This is a genomic window from Mycoplana ramosa (genome assembly GCF_041930185.1).
GTDB classification, from domain to species: domain Bacteria; phylum Pseudomonadota; class Alphaproteobacteria; order Rhizobiales; family Rhizobiaceae; genus Mycoplana; species Mycoplana ramosa.
The window spans coordinates 73,904-92,729 of the sequence record NZ_JBHEEW010000011.1; the positions used below are offsets into that span (position 1 = coordinate 73,904).

Annotated in this window: 14 protein-coding genes; 7 read left to right on the forward strand and 7 right to left on the reverse strand. The window is 64.5% G+C overall.

Annotation, left to right across the window (positions count from 1 at the left end; genetic code table 11):
• Nucleotides 1-36: 36 nt before the first annotated feature.
• Nucleotides 37-1,659 (forward strand): ribosomal protection-like ABC-F family protein, encoded by a 1,623-nt coding sequence (abc-f, locus tag JNC62_RS15070; RefSeq protein WP_374839834.1) that lies wholly within the window; start codon nt 37-39, stop codon nt 1,657-1,659.
• A 175-nt stretch (nt 1,660-1,834) separates the two neighbouring features.
• Here abc-f and purH read toward each other — a convergent pair whose 3' ends face one another.
• From purH to htpX, 4 genes are all read right to left on the reverse strand, one after another.
• A complete protein-coding gene (gene purH, locus JNC62_RS15075; RefSeq protein WP_374839835.1) occupies nt 1,835-3,445 on the reverse strand; it encodes a bifunctional phosphoribosylaminoimidazolecarboxamide formyltransferase/IMP cyclohydrolase in 1,611 nt (536 codons plus the stop codon).
• A 106-nt stretch (nt 3,446-3,551) separates the two neighbouring features.
• The gene (locus JNC62_RS15080; RefSeq protein ID WP_374839836.1) at nt 3,552-5,237 is read right to left on the reverse strand and encodes a heparinase II/III family protein; all 1,686 of its coding nucleotides are present in this window, start codon (nt 5,235-5,237) and stop codon (nt 3,552-3,554) included.
• Between the two features lie 160 nt (nt 5,238-5,397).
• Nucleotides 5,398-6,729, reverse strand: a complete 1,332-nt coding sequence (locus JNC62_RS15085; protein ID WP_374839837.1) for an RsmB/NOP family class I SAM-dependent RNA methyltransferase — start codon at nt 6,727-6,729, stop codon at nt 5,398-5,400.
• A gap of 62 nt (nt 6,730-6,791) precedes the next feature.
• On the reverse strand, nt 6,792-7,754 hold the full coding sequence (gene htpX, locus JNC62_RS15090; protein ID WP_374839838.1) for a zinc metalloprotease HtpX: 963 nt from the start codon (nt 7,752-7,754) through the stop codon (nt 6,792-6,794).
• Nucleotides 7,755-7,880: 126 nt separating this feature from the next.
• Here htpX and JNC62_RS15095 point away from each other — a divergent pair, with 126 nt between their 5' ends.
• The gene (locus tag JNC62_RS15095; protein ID WP_374839839.1) at nt 7,881-8,081 is read left to right on the forward strand and encodes a DUF1674 domain-containing protein; all 201 of its coding nucleotides are present in this window, start codon (nt 7,881-7,883) and stop codon (nt 8,079-8,081) included.
• A 91-nt stretch (nt 8,082-8,172) separates the two neighbouring features.
• Nucleotides 8,173-8,607, forward strand: coding sequence for a thermonuclease family protein (locus tag JNC62_RS15100; protein ID WP_374839840.1), 435 nt, complete (start codon nt 8,173-8,175; stop codon nt 8,605-8,607).
• 126 nt (nt 8,608-8,733) lie between these two features.
• On the opposite strand, the gene acs is transcribed toward JNC62_RS15100, so the two are convergent.
• The gene (gene acs, locus JNC62_RS15105; RefSeq protein ID WP_374839841.1) at nt 8,734-10,689 is read right to left on the reverse strand and encodes an acetate--CoA ligase; all 1,956 of its coding nucleotides are present in this window, start codon (nt 10,687-10,689) and stop codon (nt 8,734-8,736) included.
• A gap of 215 nt (nt 10,690-10,904) precedes the next feature.
• On the opposite strand from acs, the gene JNC62_RS15110 reads away from it, so the two are divergent.
• A complete protein-coding gene (locus JNC62_RS15110; RefSeq protein WP_374839842.1) occupies nt 10,905-11,606 on the forward strand; it encodes a DUF1013 domain-containing protein in 702 nt (233 codons plus the stop codon).
• Between the two features lie 102 nt (nt 11,607-11,708).
• Here JNC62_RS15110 and JNC62_RS15115 read toward each other — a convergent pair whose 3' ends face one another.
• Both JNC62_RS15115 and JNC62_RS15120 read right to left on the reverse strand, forming a co-directional pair.
• Nucleotides 11,709-13,616, reverse strand: coding sequence for a propionyl-CoA synthetase (locus tag JNC62_RS15115; protein ID WP_374839843.1), 1,908 nt, complete (start codon nt 13,614-13,616; stop codon nt 11,709-11,711).
• 190 nt (nt 13,617-13,806) lie between these two features.
• Nucleotides 13,807-14,463, reverse strand: a complete 657-nt coding sequence (locus tag JNC62_RS15120; RefSeq protein WP_374839844.1) for a YggS family pyridoxal phosphate-dependent enzyme — start codon at nt 14,461-14,463, stop codon at nt 13,807-13,809.
• A gap of 193 nt (nt 14,464-14,656) precedes the next feature.
• Between JNC62_RS15120 and leuS the strand changes: the two genes are divergently transcribed.
• Genes leuS through holA form a run of 3 tightly spaced genes read left to right on the forward strand, consistent with a single transcriptional unit; the run spans nt 14,657 to nt 18,821 of the window.
• Nucleotides 14,657-17,275 carry a leucine--tRNA ligase gene (leuS, locus tag JNC62_RS15125; RefSeq protein ID WP_374839845.1) on the forward strand — a complete coding sequence of 873 codons (2,619 nt, stop codon included), beginning with the start codon at nt 14,657-14,659 and terminating at the stop codon, nt 17,273-17,275.
• Nucleotides 17,262-17,780 (forward strand): LPS assembly lipoprotein LptE, encoded by a 519-nt coding sequence (gene lptE, locus JNC62_RS15130; protein ID WP_374839846.1) that lies wholly within the window; start codon nt 17,262-17,264, stop codon nt 17,778-17,780. The genes leuS and lptE overlap by 14 nt, the downstream gene beginning before the upstream one ends.
• A gap of 6 nt (nt 17,781-17,786) precedes the next feature.
• Nucleotides 17,787-18,821: a DNA polymerase III subunit delta gene (holA, locus tag JNC62_RS15135; protein WP_374839847.1), complete on the forward strand. Its 1,035-nt coding sequence runs from the start codon at nt 17,787-17,789 to the stop codon at nt 18,819-18,821.
• The last annotated feature ends 5 nt before the right edge of the window (nt 18,822-18,826 follow it).

Sequence of the window (18,826 nt, forward strand, 5' to 3'; positions counted from 1 at the left end):
ATAGGAAGGCCCGCAACCCACCGGGCATTCCTCCTCATGATACGCATCGACAACATCAGCAAGTCCAACAGCCACCGCATCCTCTACATCGAAGCCTCGGCCGCCTTGAACCGTGGCGAGAAGATCGGGCTCGTCGGACCAAACGGCGCGGGCAAGACGACGCTTTTCCGCATGATCACCGGCGAGGAGCAGCCCGACGAGGGGCAGGTCTCGGTCGATAAGGGCATCACCATCGGTTATTTCGACCAGGATGTCGGCGAAATGGCCGGCCGTTCGGCCGTCGCCGAGGTGATGGAGGGTGCCGGCCCGGTCAGCGCCGTGGCCGCGGAACTGCGCGAGCTCGAGGCGGCCATGTCGGATCCGGAGCGAATGGAGGACATGGATGCGATCATCGAACGATATGGCGAGGTGCAGGCGCGCTACGAGGAACTCGACGGCTATGCGCTGGAGGGGCGGGCGCGCGAAGTGCTGGCGGGGCTCGGCTTCGCCCAGGAGATGATGGACGGCGACGTCGCCAAGCTGTCCGGCGGCTGGAAGATGCGCGTGGCGCTCGGCCGGATCCTGTTGATGCGGCCCGACGTCATGCTGCTCGACGAACCGAGCAACCATCTCGATCTCGAAAGCCTGATCTGGCTGGAATCCTTTCTGAAGGGCTATGACGGCGCGCTGCTGATGACGTCGCACGACCGGGAGTTCATGGACCGGATCGTCACCAAGATCATCGAGATCGATGCCGGCGCACTGACGACCTATTCAGGCGACTACGGTTTCTACGCGGCGCAACGGGCGCTGAACGAAAAGCAGCAGCAGGCGCAGTTCGAGCGCCAGCAGGCGATGCTGGCCAAGGAGATCAAGTTCATCGAACGCTTCAAGGCCCGGGCGTCCCACGCCTCGCAGGTGCAGAGCCGGGTAAAGAAGCTGGAAAAGATCGACCGCGTCGAGCCACCGCGCCGCCGCCAGACGGTCGCCTTCGATTTCCCGCCGGCGCCGCGTTCCGGCGAGGACGTCATCAGCGTCAAGAATGTGCACAAGGCCTATGGCAGCCGCACGATCTATGCCGGCCTGGACTTCATGGTCCGCCGTCGCGAACGCTGGTGCATCATGGGGATCAATGGCGCCGGAAAATCGACGCTGCTCAAGCTGGTCACCGGCACAACCGCACCGGACGCCGGCAGCGTGTCGATCGGCGCCAGCGTCAAGCTTGGCTATTTCGCCCAGCACTCGATGGACCTGCTCGACGGTGACAGCACGATACTGCAATGGCTGGAAGAGCGCTTTCCCAAGGCAGGGCAGGCACCGCTCCGGGCGCTCGCCGGGTGTTTCGGCTTTTCCGGCGATGACGTCGAAAAGCGATGCCGGGTACTCTCCGGCGGCGAGAAGGCCCGACTGGTGATGGCGGCGATGCTGTTCGATCCGCCGAATCTCCTCGTCCTCGACGAGCCGACGAACCACCTCGACCTCGATACGAAGGAAATGCTGATCAAGGCGCTCTCGGCCTATGAGGGCACCATGCTGTTCGTTTCGCACGACCGTCATTTCCTCGCGGCCCTGTCGAACCGGGTGCTGGAACTGACGCCGGACGGGATCCAGCAATATGGCGGCGGCTACACCGAATATGTGGCGCGCACCGGGCAGGAAGCGCCGGGTCTGCGCGGATAACGCGACGCTCAAGGGATGCGGCTCAGGCCGCTATCGCCGGGGGAAACCTTTAGATGCAGGTGGCTCCGGCGTCATTCGAAACCGGAGCCCGGGTTTGCCCGCGCCACGAAGCGCGTCGCGCGCTTCATTTTATTCTTCGAATCCCGAAACCGGCGCCTCTTGCGGGGGCCAAATCCTAGTGGCGGAAGTGACGCATGCCGGTGAAGACCATCGCCACACCGGCGTCGTCGGCTGCGGCGATCACCTCGGCGTCGCGCATCGAGCCGCCCGGCTGGATCACGGCGGTGGCGCCGGCCGCAATCGCCGACAACAGCCCGTCTGCAAACGGCAGGAAAGCCTCGGAGGCGACGGCCGAGCCGCGGGTCAGCGGCTCGGGCAGGCCCATCGCCTTTGCCGCTTCCTCCGCCTTGAGCGCGGCTATGCGCGCCGAATCGACGCGGCTCATCTGGCCGGCGCCGATGCCCGCGGTCTGTCCGTCCTTGGCATAGACGATCGCGTTCGATTTGACGTGCTTGGCGACCTTGAAGGCAAATTTCAGGTCCTCGAGCTCTTGCGCCGTCGGCGCCCGCTTGGTCACGACCTTCAGCTCCAGGTCCTCCACCATGCCGTTGTCGCGGGTCTGCACCAGAAGGCCGCCCGACACGGTTTTGGCCGTGAGACCGGGGGTCCGGGGGTCCGGCAGGCCGCCCGTGACGAGGAGGCGCACATTCGGCTTGCCGGCCATCACCGCGCGCGCGGCGTCATCGGCATCCGGCGCGATGACGACCTCGGTGAAGAGCTTGACGATCTCCTCGGCCGTCTCGCCATCAAGGGTCTGGTTCAGCGCGATGATGCCGCCGAAGGCCGAGACGGGATCGCACGCCAGCGCCCGCACGTAGGCTTCTTTCAAGCTCGGCGCCGTCGCGACGCCGCAGGGATTGGCGTGCTTGATGATAGCGCAGGCCGGGCCGTTCTCCGGCAGGAACTCGGCGACGAGCTCGAACGCCGCGTCCGTGTCGTTGATGTTGTTGTAGGAAAGCTGCTTGCCCTGCAGGAGCGTGGCGGTTGCAACGCCGGGACGGTTGTCGCCGGTGACATAGAATGCCGCCTTCTGGTGCGGATTTTCGCCGTAGCGCATCTCCTCCTTCAGCACGCCGCCCACCGTCCGGTAGGACGGCGTTGCGATATCGAGCGCTTCGGCGAACCAGTTGGAAATGGCCGTGTCATAGGCCGCGGTACGCGCGAACGCCTTTGCCGCCTGGCGCTGGCGGAAGGCGTAGGAGGTCGCCCCCGTCGCAAGCTCCTCAATCAGGGCCGGATAGTCGGCGGGATCGGTGACGATCGTCACATAGGCGTGGTTCTTGGCCGAGGCGCGAATCATCGCCGGACCGCCGATGTCGATGTTTTCCACCGTTGTCGGGTAGTCCCCGCCCTTGGCGCGAACCTCCTCGAACGGATAGAGGTTTATGACGGCGAGGTCGATCGCCTCGATCCCATGCGCCTTCATCGCCTCGACATGATCCGCATCGTCACGGATCGCCAGCAGGCCGCCATGTACATTCGGGTGAAGTGTCTTGACGCGGCCGTCCATGATCTCCGGAAAGCCCGTGACCTGCGAGACATCGGTGACCGCCAGGCCGGCATCGCTCAACGCCTTGTGCGTGCCGCCGGTGGACAGGAGACGGACGCCCTGGCCGGCAAGTGCGCGTGCGAGGTCGACGATGCCCGTCTTGTCGGAAACGGACAGAAGCGCGGTCCTGACCTGAACGCGATCGGGGGCGGGAATTTTCTTGGAGGCGACGGCCATGGGGTATCTCCGGGAGTAGGGGCCGGCGGCCAAGCATGTCGCCGGCGGAGTGCATGCGCCCCGTTAACATAGCCGGGCAGGCGAGGAAACCGACAATTTCGGGGCTTCAGCGCCGTTCGCGCCGCATCAGCCACTGGGCCTCCGGAACGCCCGCCAGCGGCATGGTCAGCGTCAACTGACGGGCGGCGCGGACGCCGGTAGGATCGGCAAAGAAAACATCCTCCTCCTCGACGACAGCGACATCGAGGCAGGAGAAGACCCAGCTCTCGCCATCATGGGCGACAAGCCTGACCTCGTGTTCGCTCACAGGAACGATGCGGATCGCCGGATGGATGTGAAAACGCACGACCGCGATGTCCTTGCCGCCCGCGGGCACCTCCCCGTGGGGCTTCATGAAGCGTTCCCGCCCGCGAATTTCGGTGCCCGCGGCGTTCAGATAGATGTCGCGTTCGTAAAGCAGGCCGAAATTGTCGAGATAGCCGTCATGGCTGGCCTTCAGGCCCTCGGAGCCGTCGTTTCCGTCGTAGCGCGAGACCCGGATGTTCGATGCGCCCCCGAAGACGACCGGGCCGAGATAGCGGGAGGCGGAAATGCGCGCCGACGAGGTATCGTTCAATGTCGCCACGGTATGGGCAGCGGTTGCCCGCGACAATTGCCGGATCGCGTCGCCGGCGAAGCGCGGCAGACCCGAATTGACAAGGTACCGGTGCCGGCCCGACGACATCTCCAGGGACAGGCAACCGGCCGTCGCCGACGTCGAAAGCGGGACGGAGAGCGGCTTGCCCGTATCGACGATGATGGTGGTGTCACCTGCGGCGATCCGTTCGTAACCGGTTTGCGGCAGGCCGCGAAAGGGAACGCCGGCGGTCTCGTCGTAGCGCAGCACCGACAGCAGTTCGTTTGCCATCGTGTAGGTGGCGCCGTTGAACAGGGCGAGCTCCCCGCCCTGATGGCGGAAGAAGCGCAGCGCCGGATAGATGCGGTCAATGCAGGGAATAAGCCGTTGCGGGACGTCGTGGCCGAGATTGACGTAGGTCTGCCGAAGCGGCAGCAGGTCGAACAGCAGGTCCAGGCCGACGCGGGGATTGCGGGAAACATGGCCGCCATCGGCGAGAATCTGCCGATCCAGTTCGCGATCCAGGTGTCGGGCGGCGCGACGGATCGTCGAGCCGGAATTCGGCATGGCGATCGAGGCCATCGCCAGTGCGATGCGCGCGCGCAGCCGCGTCTCGCCTTCGCGCGTCGTATCGGCGATGTGCCGCAGGTAGCGAACCTGGAAGGCGAGGCTCTTCAGTAACCGTCGGTAGAAGGAATAATCGGCATCGCGCAGGACGACGGGAGAATGGGAAAGCCAGGCGATGATGCGCTCGGCGATGACTTCGGGTCGCCAGGCGATGCCGGCGATGACACGACCGTGGGTCTCGATCCAGTCGCCGACGACCACGCGCACGACGGACGGGGCCGTTTCCTTGTCGGCGATGCGCATGTGCCGGAGCCAGCCGAAGGAATGCAGCCGGCAGGCAAACTCCTCGGAGGGAAGTTCCAGCGCGAAGGGCGATTCGCCGTCACATTCGAGCATTCGCCCCGCCAGGGGAAACCGGCCGGCGATGATTTCCTCGGCCGTGAAGGAATCGGCCGGCCGCAGATCCGTCGGCGCCACCAGCAGCTTGTCCGGCGTGCGGCCGGCAAAGCGCAGCGCCGATACGCGTCCGACGGCCAATCGCCGCGAAAAGCGCCGCCACGTCTCACGCCCATACAGATAGGCAAGCCGCTGCTGGTCTGAAAGCCGCATGGTTAATAAACTCTTTCCCGCCGCCCATTGGTAGGCACAGGATGCCGTTGCGTCAATTCGCCGAGTGCTGCGGCGTTGTTGATCGGCGGATTGCCGGATCGGGAAATTGCGGTTGACCGCCCGCTACGCCGCGTCCTGCGCTCGCACGACGCGCATTGCCTCATTGCTGCCGCCGCAGCAGGACGGCATAGAAGCCATCCAGTCCGCCGGCAGTCACGGCATCGCCAGCCAGCATCGCCGGCGTGGCGCGAAACTCGCCGAGCGGCGAGATGGCCTCCTCCAGGCCCGGCCATTCAGCGGGATCGATGGCGACCCGCGACCAGCCCGGATTGTCGGACAAGACGCGGACGGTCACCTCCTCGCCCTCCCGCGGGTCGAGCGAGCAATTGGAGAAGACGAGATGACCGCCGGGCCTCACCAGCGTCAGCGCATGCCGAAGCAGCTTCTCCTGCAGTTGCGCGAGCTTTGCGATGTCCTGCGGCCCCTTCGTCCAGAGCACATCCGGATGGCGCCGGATCGTCCCGGTCGACGAGCAGGGCGCGTCGAGGAGAACGGCATCGAAGAGGCTGTGGGGACGGAAATCGAGAAGGTTCGTCTCGATGGTCGTGGCCGACAGGCCGAGACGATCGAGATTGGCCCTGAGGCGCTTCAGCCGATTTGCATTCTGGTCAAGGGCTGTGACCTCCGCGCCGGCGAGCGCCAGCTGCGCGGTCTTGCCGCCAGGCGCGGCGCACAGGTCGACCACCCTTTGTCCGGCGAGCGACGGAAACAGCCGGGCCGGAATCGCGGCGGCGGCGTCCTGCACCCACCATTCACCCTCGGCAAAGCCGTCGAGGTCGGGAACCCGGCCGGCAAACGCGGCAAGGCGCACCGTGCCGGTTGGCAGGACCCTGCCGCCGAGCCGCGTCGCCCAGGCCTTCGGCTCGGTCTTGACGGTGAGGTCGATCGCCGCTGGCGCAAGCAGCGATTCGGCGATCTTGCGGGCATGATCGTCGCCGTAGACCTGCACCAGCCGGTCGAAAAACCAGGCCGGAACCACCGGCACTGCCTGCGTTGCGGTCAGATGCCGCCCCTTTTCGCGCGCCAGGCGCCGCAGCACGGCATTGACGAGGTTGGCGAAGCGGCGGCTGCGCGGGTCGGATCGCGCCTGCTCGACTGCCAGGTCCACGGCGGAGTGATCCGGAACGTCAAGGTAGAGAATTTGTGCCGCCGCAACCGTCAATACGTGATAGAGCGCACGCGCCCCCTCGGGCAGCGGCGTTTCGACCAGCGACTTGATGATCAGCTCGATCCGGGGCAGATGGCGCAGGGCGGTGTTGAGGATCGCGCGCACCAGCGCCCGGTCGGCCTCGGTCAGCGCCCGATAGCCGGGATTGCCGTTGTCCGCGTCAAGCATTCCATCCAGTGACGTCTGGCGATCAACCACCGCTGCGAGCAACTTCGTGGCGACCTGACGCGGCTTGAGTCCCGGCTTCTCCGGTGGTTCGGTCATCCGGGCACGAATTCGGGCCGGTGCGGGCTTTTGTTTCGGGGGCGATTCGTTTCGATCAGACGTCAAGACCAGGGACCTTTGGGTGGCTCCGAACCACCGCGTCCCCAGCCCGTCGTCGGAACGGAGCGCGATTTGCGTGCCGCCTTAGCAGCCTCGGCCGGTCCCGTCGAGGTCTGGCGCATCTGGGCCGCCATTTGCTCCAGCGCCGCGATCCGATTGCCGGTATCGGGATGGGTCGAAAACAGGTTGTCCATCCGGGCACCGGACAGCGGATTGATGATGAACATATGCGCCGTCGCTGGATTGTGCTCGGCCTCCTCGTTCGGGATCCGCCCGGCCGCCATCGCGATCTTCCGCAGCGCCGTCGCGAGCCACAGCGGATTGCCGCAAATTTCGGCGCCGCGCTGGTCCGCCGAATATTCCCGGGTCCGGCTGATCGCCATTTGCACCAGCATCGCCGCGAACGGGGCGACGATCATTGCCACCAGCATGCCGATGAACCCGAGCGGATTGTTGTTGTTTTCCCGGTTTCCGCCGAAGAACATGGCGAAATTGGCGAGCATCGAGATCGCGCCGGCGATCGTCGCCGTGATCGTCATGGTCAAGGTATCGCGGTTCTGGACGTGGGCCAGTTCGTGCGCCATGACACCGGCAACCTCCTCATAGGAAAGTGCCTGCAAGAGCCCCGTCGAGGCGGCAACCGCCGCGTTCTGCGGGTTGCGGCCCGTCGCGAAGGCGTTCGGCTGATCGCTGTTGATCACGTATACGCGTGGCATCGGCAGCCCCGCGCGGGCGGCGAGATCGCGAACGATGCCGTAGTATTCCGGCGCGCTGCGCTCATCGACTTCCCTGGCGCCGTACATCGACAGCACCATCTTGTCTGAGTTCCAATAGGAGAAGAGGTTCATGGCGGCAGCAATGACAAGCGCGATCAGCATGCCGCTTCTTCCACCGATCAGAAAGCCGACTGCCATGAACAGGGCCGTCATGAAGGCCAGCAGCATTGCCGTGCGGACGAGATTCATGGTTGCCTCCAATGCTAGCGCGGTGGCGATGTTTCACGTGAATCAAAGCTTTGCCGCCATGGGTATTGCGCCTATATGATGGGGGAGGCGAAGCCGATCTTCAATATCTCACGGTGAACAGGTGCGATGCAGAGCGACAACGACAATTCCGGCGGCGACGGCCGCCGCGTACTTCCCCCCGCGGCCGTCCGCGCGCTGAAGGAGGCCGAGGCGCGCCGCGCCGCCCAGAAGCCGGTGCCGCTGCCACGCGAAGTCGGCGGGCGCGGCGGGCTGGACCCGGCGCGGTTCGGCGACTGGGAGATTAACGGCCGCGCGATCGACTTTTGATAGGTGTGATTTCCTATTGCGTGCGGCGCAATTGCGGAATATCTTCCTATTCATGTCGATCCCTACGCCACCATCCGCGTTGATACTGTCCGTGACCAGCCTGTTTCTGGTCCATGCCACCGTCCGTGCCGCCGACCACACCACGACCAACGTGATCGCGGGCCCGGTTGCCGCGGAGGTCATCCGGGTGGTCGACGGTGACACCATCCTGGTCTCGGCCCGCCCCTGGCCGCAACAGCGCGTCGACGTCTTCGTGCGCCTGCGGGGTATCGACGCGCCGGAGATGAGGTCGCGCTGCGCCGAGGCGCGATCGGCGGCTCGGACCGCGCGAGACCTTCTGTCTAGGCTCGTCCTGGGGGGTGATCCGCTGTTCCTGACCGAGGTGTCAGGCGACAAATATTTCGGCAGGGTGGTTGCCGACGTCCATCTCGCCGATGGCCGGAATCCGGCTCACGACCTCATCGCAGCAGGCCTTGTCTCACCCTATGACGGTGGCCGGAAGCGCCCGTGTGCCGGCGGGAACTGACCCGCAGGCCCATGATCTTGCCGAAACGAGAGGCCTGTTCCTACCGGCGGGCAGGGAAGCGCGCCGCCGGGTGGCCCGTTCCCCGCAAGCGACGGCCAGGGAACGGTCTCTGCCCGCTTTCGCCGGTCAGCCAGCCGCCCGGTTCTGGCGGTTGGCGATGAGATCCTCGACAACGGCCGGATCGGCGAGCGTTGAAGTATCGCCAAGCGCGCCGAAATCGTCCTCGGCAATCTTGCGGAGAATCCGGCGCATGATCTTGCCGGAGCGGGTTTTGGGCAGGCCCGGGGCAAACTGGATCTTGTCCGGCGTGGCGATTGGCCCGATCTCCTTTCGGACGTGCTTGATCAGGTCCTGACGCAGCGCATCCGTCCCTTCCTCGCCCGCCATCAGCGAGACATAGCAGTAGATGCCCTGACCCTTCAGGCCGTGCGGATAGCCGACAACGGCCGCCTCGGACACAAGGTGGTGCGAAACAAGCGCCGATTCGACTTCCGCCGTGCCCAGGCGGTGGCCGGACACGTTGAGCACGTCATCGACGCGGCCCGTGATCCAATAGTAGCCGTCCTCATCGCGCCGGCAGCCGTCACCGGTGAAATACTTGCCCTTGTAGGTGGAGAAGTAGGTCTGGATGAACCGCTGGTGGTCGCCGTAAACCGTCCGCATCTGCCCTGGCCAGCTGTCGGCAATGCAGAGGTTGCCGTCACACGCCCCCTCCAGCACATTGCCCTTATTGTCTACGAGCTGCGGCTTGATGCCAAAGAACGGCCGCGTCGCCGAACCCGGCTTCAGGTCGGTCGCCCCCGGCAGGGGACTGATCAGGATGCCGCCTGTTTCCGTCTGCCACCAGGTGTCCACGATCGGGCAGCGGGCGTCGCCGACCGTGTTGTAGTACCATTCCCAGGCTTCGGGGTTGATCGGCTCGCCAACCGAACCGAGCAGGCGCAGGGATGAACGGGAAGAGCGCTTGACGAAGGCATCACCGGCACCCATCAGCGCGCGGATCGCCGTCGGCGCGCTATAGAAGATGTTGACCTTGTGCTTGTCGACCACTTCCCAGAAACGGCCGGCATCCGGGAAGTTCGGCACGCCTTCGAACATGAGCGTCGTCGCCCGGTTCGCCAGCGGACCGTAGACGATGTAGGAATGCCCCGTCACCCAGCCGACGTCCGCGGTGCACCAGTAGATATCGCCGTCGTGATAGTCGAAGACATACTTGTGCGTCATTGACGCATAGACGAGATAGCCGGCCGTGGTGTGGAGCACGCCCTTGGGCTTGCCCGTTGAGCCGGAGGTATAGAGGATGAACAGCGGGTCTTCCGCCTTCATCTTCGCCGGCGGGCACTCCCGCGGGACGCTCGCGACCTCCTCATGATACCACAGATCGCGCCCCGGGGCCCAGCCGGTCTTGCCGCCGGTCCGGCGGACGACCAGAACCTTATTGACGATGACATACTGCTTGGCGGCGATGTCGATGGCCGTGTCGGTGTTCTCCTTCAGCGGGATCGGCTTGCCACCGCGCACGCCCTCATCGCAGGTGATGACGAAGGTCGATTCGCAGTCGACGATACGCCCGGCGAGCGCATCCGGGGAAAAGCCGCCGAACACCACCGAATGGATCGCGCCGATGCGCGCGCAGGCAAGCATCGCATAGGCCGCCTCGGGGATCATCGGCATGTAGATCGTCACGCGGTCGCCCTTCTTGACGCCGTGCTTCTTCATCACGTTCGCCAGCCGGCACACATGCTCGTGCAGTTCGTTATAGGTGATCTTCTTGTCGATGTAGGGGTTGTCGCCTTCCCAGATGATCGCCACCTGGTCGCCATGCGCCTTCAAATGGCGGTCGATACAGTTGTAAGAAACGTTGGTGACGCCGTCCTCGAACCACTTGATCGGAACCTTGCCGGTGAAGGATGTGTTCTTGACCTTCGTATAGGGCTTGAACCAGTCGATCCGCATTCCGTGCTTGTCCCAGAAGCGCTCCGGATTCTCGACGCTCTCGCGATACCATTTCTGATAGGTGTCGCTGTCGATCAGCGCCCGGCCTTTCGCGGATTTCAGGACCGGATAGGTCTTAGCAGACATAAACTCCTCCTCATGCGGTGCTCGGGCCTCCGGCCCAATCGGTCAGCACCATTCATATCAACTCAAACCCTTACGGCAATTAGACAAAGGTCATTTGTTACTTGTAGAATTGCATTTCTGCGATAGTGGCGGTATAGAGATGCCGAATTCCCGGAAATCAGTGGTTAGACCCCACGGCCCGCGACACCGGCGCGGACGGACAAAGGACTGTATCCATGGCTCAACAACTGCTCATGCCAAAGGCGACCGCCGTCTGGCTGGTTGACAACACGGCGCTGTCGTTCGACCAGATCGCCCAGTTTTGCAAGCTGCACCCGCTTGAGGTCAAGGCGATCGCCGACGGCGAATCGGCCCAGGGCATCAAAGGTCTCGACCCGATCGCCACCGGCCAGCTGTCCCGCGACGAGATCGCTCGTGCCGAAGCCAATCCGAATCACAAGCTCAAGCTGTCCGAGCCGAAAGTGCGCGTGCCGGAATCGAAGCGCAAGGGACCGCGTTACACCCCGGTCTCCAAGCGCCAGGACCGACCCAACGCCATCCTCTGGCTGGTGCGCAACCATCCCGAACTGAAGGACGCCCAGATCTCGCGGCTCGTCGGCACGACCAAGTCGACGATCGAACAGATCCGCGAACGCACCCACTGGAATTCCGCCAACCTGACACCGATGGATCCGGTTACCCTCGGACTGTGCTCGCAGATCGATCTCGATCTCGAGGTCGAGCGCGCCTCCAAGGGCCGGCCGCTGCCGACCGCCGCAGAGCTTGGCGCAACGCTCGAATCCGCCCAGGAAACCGAGAAGCTGCCCTATGGCGGCCATGAGCGCGAGGAGGAGAAGGAAATCGACGCCGACGCCGTCTTCGCCAAGCTGAAGTCGCTGAAGTCGTCGCGCCCCGAGGACGAAGACGACGATCTCTGACCGCTCGTCGAAGCACAGAACAGCAGCCCGGCCGCAAGGACCGGGCTTTTTTTATGGTTCATTGGGCGCAGCGCATACCTTGCGCTTTGCGGGCGACATGCTTCAGGCGCCGATACCACGTGTCGCCAGCGCCTCGCGTATTTCATCGAGAATGGCCGGATCGTCGATCGTTGCCGGCATTCGCCACTCCTGCCGGTCGGCAATCTTCTGCATCGTACCCCGCAGGATCTTGCCCGAGCGCGTCTTTGGCAGGCGCTTGACGCAGACGACGGTCTTCAGGGCCGCAACCGGCCCGATGCGCTCGCGCACAAGCGCCACCACCTCGCGCTCGATGAGGGATGATTCACGTGAAACACCGCTGTTGAGAACGAGGAAACCGGCCGGGATCTGCCCCTTCACCGCATCGGCGATGCCGATGACGGCGCATTCGGCAACGTCCGGGTGGCTGGCGCAGACCTCTTCCATCGCGCCGGTGGAAAGGCGATGCCCCGCGACATTGATGATGTCGTCGGTGCGCGCCATGATGAAGATGTAGCCGTCTTCATCGATGTAGCCTGCGTCGGCGGTCTTGTAGTAGCCGGGAAATTCGGCCAGGCAGGTGGCGCGAAAGCGGTCGTCGGCGTTCCAGAACGTGGGCAGACAGCCCGGGGGCAGGGGTAGCTTGACGACGATATTGCCGAGCGTGCCCGGCGCGACCGGATGGCCGGCATCATCAAGCACATCGATGGCATAGCCGGGCAGGGGGACCGTGGGCGAACCGTGCTTCACCGGCAGAAGCCCCAGACCGAGCGGATTGCCGGCCATCGGCCAGCCGGTCTCCGTCTGCCACCAGTGATCGATGACCGGCACTTGCAGGACCTTTTCCGCCCATTGGAGCGTGTCCGGATCGGCCCGCTCGCCGGCAAGGAACAGCGCGCGCAACGAACTCACGTCGTATTTCGGGATCAGTGACCCGGACGGGTCTTCCTTGCGGATGGCGCGAAACGCCGTCGGCGCGGTAAAGAGGACGCTGACCCGATGCTCCTCGATCACCCGCCAGTAGGCGCCGGCATCCGGCGTGCCGACCGGCTTGCCTTCGTAAAGGACCGTGGTGTTCCCGTTCAACAGCGGCCCATAGACGATGTAGGAATGGCCGACCACCCAGCCGATGTCCGACGCAGCCCAGAACACCTCCCCGGGCTGAACGCCGTAGAAGTGCTTCATGCTCCAGGCCAGCGCCACCATGTGGCCGCCATTGTCGCGCAGCACCCCCTTTGGCTGGCCGGTGGTTCCGGACGTATAGAGGACATAGAGCGGGTCGGTCGCGCGCAGCGAAACGCAGGACACGGTGAGCCCGCCTTGCTTGGCCCGAGCGACGGCTGCGGTGAAATCCACGTCGCGCCCCGAAACGAGCGGGGCCTCGAGTTCGGGACGCTGCAGCATGAGACAACGCTCCGGCTTGTGGGCAGCGATCTCGATTGCGGCGTCAAGCAATGGCTTGTAGGCAACCACGCGGCCGGGCTCGATGCCGCAGCTTGCCGTGATGACGATCTTCGCCCTACAATCATCGATGCGGGTGGCCAGCTCGTTCGCCGCAAACCCGCCGAAAACAATCGAGTGGACCGCGCCGATGCGCGCGCAGGCGAGCATGCTGAAGACCGCCTCCGGAACCATCGGCATGTAAATGATGACGCGATCGCCGCGCGCGACACCGAGATCGGTCAGCACCGCCGCGATCGCCTGCACCTCTGCCAGCATTTCGGCATAGGTGAAATGGCGCTTACGGCCGGTCACCGGGCTGTCGTAGATCAATGCGGGCTGGTCAGCCCGGCCTGCGGCGACATGGCGGTCGACGCAGTTGTAGCAGGTGTTGGCCTCGCCATCGGGAAACCAGTGTCCATAAACGCCCCGCTCGCCGTCGAAGGCGATGGCCGGCGCCCTGAACCAGTCAATCGCGCCGGCGGCTTCCGCCCAGAAGGCGGACGGATCCGCCTGCCATTGCGCGTAGGTGGCTGCGTATCTGTTCGCCATGATGCTGCTGCTCCTCCGGAATTTGCCTGGCCGTCGCGACGGCCCCTCCGAAGGAAAAGAATAGAAAACTCCCTCCACCCAGGGAAGCCAGACCATTGGGCTAGACGCACCCGGACTTGGCGGTCGCATGGCCAATCATCACGACCGGGCGCAAAACAGCCAGATCGCCAGAGCGCTGCTCCAATTCGTGTTAGCGCGAGCCGAAAATGGCCGACCCGACGCGGACGCTCGTCGCACCGAAGGCCACGGCCGTTTCAAAGTCTCCCGACATTCCCATCGACAACCGTTCGACGCCTGATTGTTTTGCGAGCTTGGCAAGCAACGCGAAATGCGGGCCGGGATTTTCCTCGACGGGCGGGATACACATCAGACCCTCAACATCGAGACCCAGCGACCGGCAGAGGGTGACGAACGAGGCGGCATCCGCCGGCGCTATTCCGGCCTTCTGGGCCTCGAGGCCGGTGTTGACCTGGACGAACAGGCGCGGGCACCGGCCCTGGCGCTGAATCTCCGCCGCAATTGCCTTGGCGATCTTCTCCCGATCGACGGTCTCGATCACATCGAACAGGGCCACCGCTTCCGCTGCCTTGTTCGATTGCAGCGGGCCGATCAGGCGGAGTTCCAGATCGGGCGTCTCGGCGCGCAGCCCGGGCCACTTGGCTTGCGCTTCCTGAACGCGGTTTTCGCCGAACACCCGTTGGCCCGCAAAAATCGCCGGACGGATCGCCTCGGCATCGAACGTCTTCGACACGGCAACAAGGGTGACCGCGTCCGGCGCACGGCCGGCAGCCAGGCATGCCTTGCGGATTCGACCGCGAACCTCGTTGAGACGCTCTTCCAGTTCCATGCCCAGCCTCCGATATCTGATCGTGTGTCCGGACCTAGCGAAATCGGTCCCGCTTGCCAAGGGCGGGCCTAGCTTGAGGCGCGTTCGGGACCCGAGGGACGGTCCAAACTTGACGCTATCGCGGTTTCATGGTGAAGGTCTCGCCACATATTCTCATGGGCTTGGCCCACAGCTTTTCGGACAAATCGACGACATGGCAACCGAACGTTACAACCCTCGCGATGCCGAGCCCCGCTGGCAGGCAAAATGGAACGAAGAGAACGTCTTTCTGACCAAGAACGACGATCCGCGGGAAAAGTACTATGTCCTCGAGATGTTCCCGTATCCGTCCGGGCGCATTCACATGGGCCATGTGCGCAACTACGCCATGGGCGACGTCGTCGCCCGCTACAAGCGCGCCCGCGGCTTCAACGTGCTGCACCCGATGGGCTGGGACGCCTTCGGCATGCCCGCGGAAAACGCGGCGATGGAGCGCGGCGTCCATCCCGCCACCTGGACCTACCAGAACATTGCCTCGATGAAGGCGCAGTTGAAGGCCATGGGCCTGTCGCTGGACTGGTCGCGCGAGTTCGCCACCTGCGACGTCGAGTATTACCAGCACCAGCAGCGGCTGTTCCTCGACTTCCTCGACAAGGGTCTGGTCTATCGCAAGCAATCGAAAGTCAATTGGGATCCGGTCGACAACACCGTGCTGGCCAACGAGCAGGTGATCGACGGCCGCGGCTGGCGTTCCGGCGCCCTGGTGGAGCAGCGCGAGCTGACGCAATGGTTCTTCCGCATCACCGATTTCTCGGAAGACCTGCTGCAGTCGCTTGAGGCGCTTGACCAGTGGCCGGAAAAGGTCCGGCTGATGCAGAAGAACTGGATCGGGCGATCGGACGGGATGATGATTCGCTGGGAGATCGCACACCAGGCCGGCCTGACCGGTGCCAGCGAGGTGACGGTCTACACGACGCGCCCCGACACGCTGTTCGGCGCATCGTTTCTGGCCATCTCGACCGACCATCCGCTCGCAAAGGACGCCGCAAGCCACAACGCCGATATCGCAGCCTTTTGTGAGGAGTGCCGCCGGGCAGGAACGTCGCTTGCGACCCTCGAGACGGCCGAGAAGAAGGGACTGGACACCGGTATCCGGGTCCGCCATCCGTTCGACCCGAACTGGGAACTGCCGGTCTATGTCGCCAACTTCGTGCTGATGGACTATGGCACCGGCGCCATTTTCGGATGCCCGTCGGGCGACCAGCGCGACCTCGATTTCGCCCGCAAGTATGACCTTCCGGTGGTGCCGGTCGTCATGCCGGAGGGCGCCGACGCGGCGACGTTTGCCATCGCAGACGAGGCCTATGTCGGCGACGGCGTGATGATCAATTCCCGCTTCCTGGATGGGCTTTCGACCGAGGCCGCCTTCGAGGAGGTCGCGAAGCGACTTGCGGAGACGACGCTCGGCAACGCGCCGCAGGGCGAGCGCAAGGTCAATTTCCGCCTGCGCGACTGGGGGATCTCCCGCCAGCGCTATTGGGGCTGCCCGATTCCGATCATTCACTGCGAGGCCTGCGGCGTCGTGCCCGTGCCGGCCAAGGACCTGCCGGTGAAGTTGCCGGACGATGTCTCTTTCGACAGTCCGGGCAACCCGCTCGACCGCCATCCGACCTGGCGGCACGTCAACTGCCCGCAATGCGGCAAGGACGCCCGGCGCGAGACCGACACCATGGACACGTTCGTGGATTCGTCCTGGTATTTCGCCCGCTTCACCGCCCCCTGGGAAAGACGGCCGACCGACCCCGCGGCGGCCGACGCCTGGCTGCCGGTCGATCAGTACATCGGCGGCATCGAGCATGCGATCCTGCACCTCCTCTATTCCCGCTTCTTCACCCGCGCGATGCAGGTGGCCGGCCATCTCGACCTGAAGGAACCCTTCAAGGGGCTGTTCACCCAGGGCATGGTCGTGCACGAGACCTACAAGCGCGGCCGCGACTGGGTGACACCGGCCGAGATCCGCATCGAGGAGATCGAGGGAAGGCGCCGGGCGATCCACATCGAATCCGGCGAAGAGATTACCATCGGCTCGATCGAGAAGATGTCGAAGTCGAAGAAGAACGTCGTCGACCCGGACGACATCATCGCCTCCTACGGCGCGGACACGGCGCGTTTCTTCGTACTGTCCGATTCGCCACCGGATCGCGACGTGATCTGGTCTGAATCCGGTGTCGAAGGCGCCCATCGTTTCGTGCAGCGCGTCTGGCGTCTGATCTCCGCAGCCTCCCCCGCGCTGAAAGCGTCTCCGTCGCGGCCCGGCACCGATGGCGACGCTTTGGCTGTGTCGCGCGCCGCCCACCGGACGTTGAAGGCGGTGCAGGCCGACTACGACAAGCTCGCGTTTAACAAAGCCGTCGCGCGGATCTATGAGTTCATGAATGTGCTGGCAGGGCCGCTGGCGACGGTGGCCGAGGGCAAGTCGACCGACGCCATGACCGCCGCGGTTCGCGACGCCACGGAGATCATGATCGCCATGATTGCCCCGATGATGCCGCATCTGGCGGAGGAATGCTGGGCGGTGATCGGCGGGGAGGATCTCGTCGCGCGGGCCGCGTGGCCGGCTTACAATGACGCGCTGGTGGCCGAGAACGAAATCACCCTCCCGGTCCAGATCAACGGCAAGAAGCGGGCGGATTTGACAATCGCCCGCGACGCAGATCAGATGGCAATCGAGACGGCCGTTCTGGCACTGGAGCAGGTTCAATCCGTCCTGGGCGGCCAGAAGCCGAAGAAGATCATCGTCATCCCACAGAGGATCGTGAATGTTGTTGTCTGACGATAGGGGCTTGAGAAAGTTCGCAATTGCAACGCTTGGCCTCTTGGCCCTTACCGTCACCGCCGGCTGCCAGGTCCGGCCGCTGTATTCGACCCCAACGGCCGGCGCCGGAGAAGCCGTCTCCGTCTCGGAGGCGGATGATCGCGTCGAGCAGCGCGTTCGCAACGAACTGATCTTTCTCCTCAGCGGCGGTGCCGGCGAGCCGAGCACAGCCCCCTATCACCTCGAACTGAACGTCGCGTCGCGCGCAGTCGACGTGCTTGTGTCCTCGTCGGACGACGTAGCCCGCGCCGGCCGCATCGTCATGACGGCCGACTACAACCTGACGCGGTCCGATTCCGGCGAGACGATTCGCTCCGGCAGGCGCCAGGTCGTGGCGCTGGTCGACTTTCCGGTCCAGGAATTCGCCAAGCTGCGGGCGATCCGCGATGCCGAGAACAGGGCCGCCCGCGAGCTTGCCGAGCTGTTGCGCGCCGATATCGCATCGGGGCTCGCAAAACGTTAGCCGGCTATGACAGAGATCAAGTCGCATGAGTTTGACGGTTTTCTAAAGCGTGCACCGCGATCGGGCGGAATCTTTCTCGTGTATGGCCCCGATCGGGGATTGGTATCGGAGCGCGCGCTCCAGTTGGCGCGTGCAACCGGCGTGGTCCTCGACGACGCGTTCTCAACGGTTCGGATGGCTGCGGCCGATCTTGCCGGCCAACCAGGGCGATTGCTGGACGAGATGAACGCGATCGGCCTGTTCGGTGGCGATCGCCTGGTCTGGGTGAAGGACGCCGCCAATGAGCGCCCGCTGCTGGAAGCCGTGGACCTGCTCACCAGGGAGCCGCCGGTCGCCAGCACCCTGATCATTGAGGCCGGCGACCTGAAAAAAGGCGCCGCGCTGCGCAAAACCGTCGAGGGGTCCCGGGGCGCCGTTGCGATACCCTGCTATTCCGACGATGGCCGCGCCCTGAACGGACTGATCGACAGCGAACTGGAAGCCGCCGGATTGCGGATCGCGCCGGCCGCCCGGCAGCGCTTGATGGAATGCATCGGCGGCGACCGCATGGCGTCGCGCAACGAGATCCGCAAGCTGGCGCTTTACTGCCAGGGCCAGGGTCTCATCGAGGAAGAGGACGTCCTTGCCGCCATTGGCGACGCCAGCGCGATTTCCGTTGATGACGCCGTCGACGCGATCCTGAAGGGGGATCAGCAGGCCTATCTCAATGCCATGCAGAAGATCATGACGTCCAAGACGCCGGTGTTTCTTGTGCTGCAAGCCTGCCTGAAACAATTTCAACTGCTCGAACTGATGCGGGCGGAAATGGACGATAGGCGCATCGACGCGTCGCAGGCGGTCGCGACCATCGGCCGTCACCTCCATTTCCGCCGCAAGCCGGTGATTGAGCAGGCACTCAAGCGGTGGCGGAGCGATGCGATCCGGCGCGAGATGTCGCGGCTTCAGGCCACTATCCTGCAAAGCCGGCAAAGATCTTCGCTGGAGGGCACCATTGCGCTGCAGACGCTGTTGTCTACCGCGCTCCAGTCAGCCCGCGGATGAGGGAA

What these genes read in the sequence shown, in the direction of transcription:
- lptE (WP_374839846.1), top strand. Translation starts at nt 17,262, where the DNA reads ATGTTGTTGTCTGACGATAGGGGCTTGAGAAAGTTCGCAATTGCAACG.
- JNC62_RS15110 (WP_374839842.1), top strand. Translation starts at nt 10,905, where the DNA reads ATGGCTCAACAACTGCTCATGCCAAAGGCGACCGCCGTCTGGCTGGTT.
- JNC62_RS15085 (WP_374839837.1), bottom strand. Translation starts at nt 6,729, where the DNA reads ATGACCGAACCACCGGAGAAGCCGGGACTCAAGCCGCGTCAGGTCGCC.
- JNC62_RS15080 (WP_374839836.1), bottom strand. Translation starts at nt 5,237, where the DNA reads ATGCGGCTTTCAGACCAGCAGCGGCTTGCCTATCTGTATGGGCGTGAG.
- acs (WP_374839841.1), bottom strand. Translation starts at nt 10,689, where the DNA reads ATGTCTGCTAAGACCTATCCGGTCCTGAAATCCGCGAAAGGCCGGGCG.
- leuS (WP_374839845.1), top strand. Translation starts at nt 14,657, where the DNA reads ATGGCAACCGAACGTTACAACCCTCGCGATGCCGAGCCCCGCTGGCAG.
- abc-f (WP_374839834.1), top strand. Translation starts at nt 37, where the DNA reads ATGATACGCATCGACAACATCAGCAAGTCCAACAGCCACCGCATCCTC.
- JNC62_RS15120 (WP_374839844.1), bottom strand. Translation starts at nt 14,463, where the DNA reads ATGGAACTGGAAGAGCGTCTCAACGAGGTTCGCGGTCGAATCCGCAAG.
- JNC62_RS15095 (WP_374839839.1), top strand. Translation starts at nt 7,881, where the DNA reads ATGCAGAGCGACAACGACAATTCCGGCGGCGACGGCCGCCGCGTACTT.
- holA (WP_374839847.1), top strand. Translation starts at nt 17,787, where the DNA reads ATGACAGAGATCAAGTCGCATGAGTTTGACGGTTTTCTAAAGCGTGCA.
- htpX (WP_374839838.1), bottom strand. Translation starts at nt 7,754, where the DNA reads ATGAATCTCGTCCGCACGGCAATGCTGCTGGCCTTCATGACGGCCCTG.
- purH (WP_374839835.1), bottom strand. Translation starts at nt 3,445, where the DNA reads ATGGCCGTCGCCTCCAAGAAAATTCCCGCCCCCGATCGCGTTCAGGTC.
- JNC62_RS15115 (WP_374839843.1), bottom strand. Translation starts at nt 13,616, where the DNA reads ATGGCGAACAGATACGCAGCCACCTACGCGCAATGGCAGGCGGATCCG.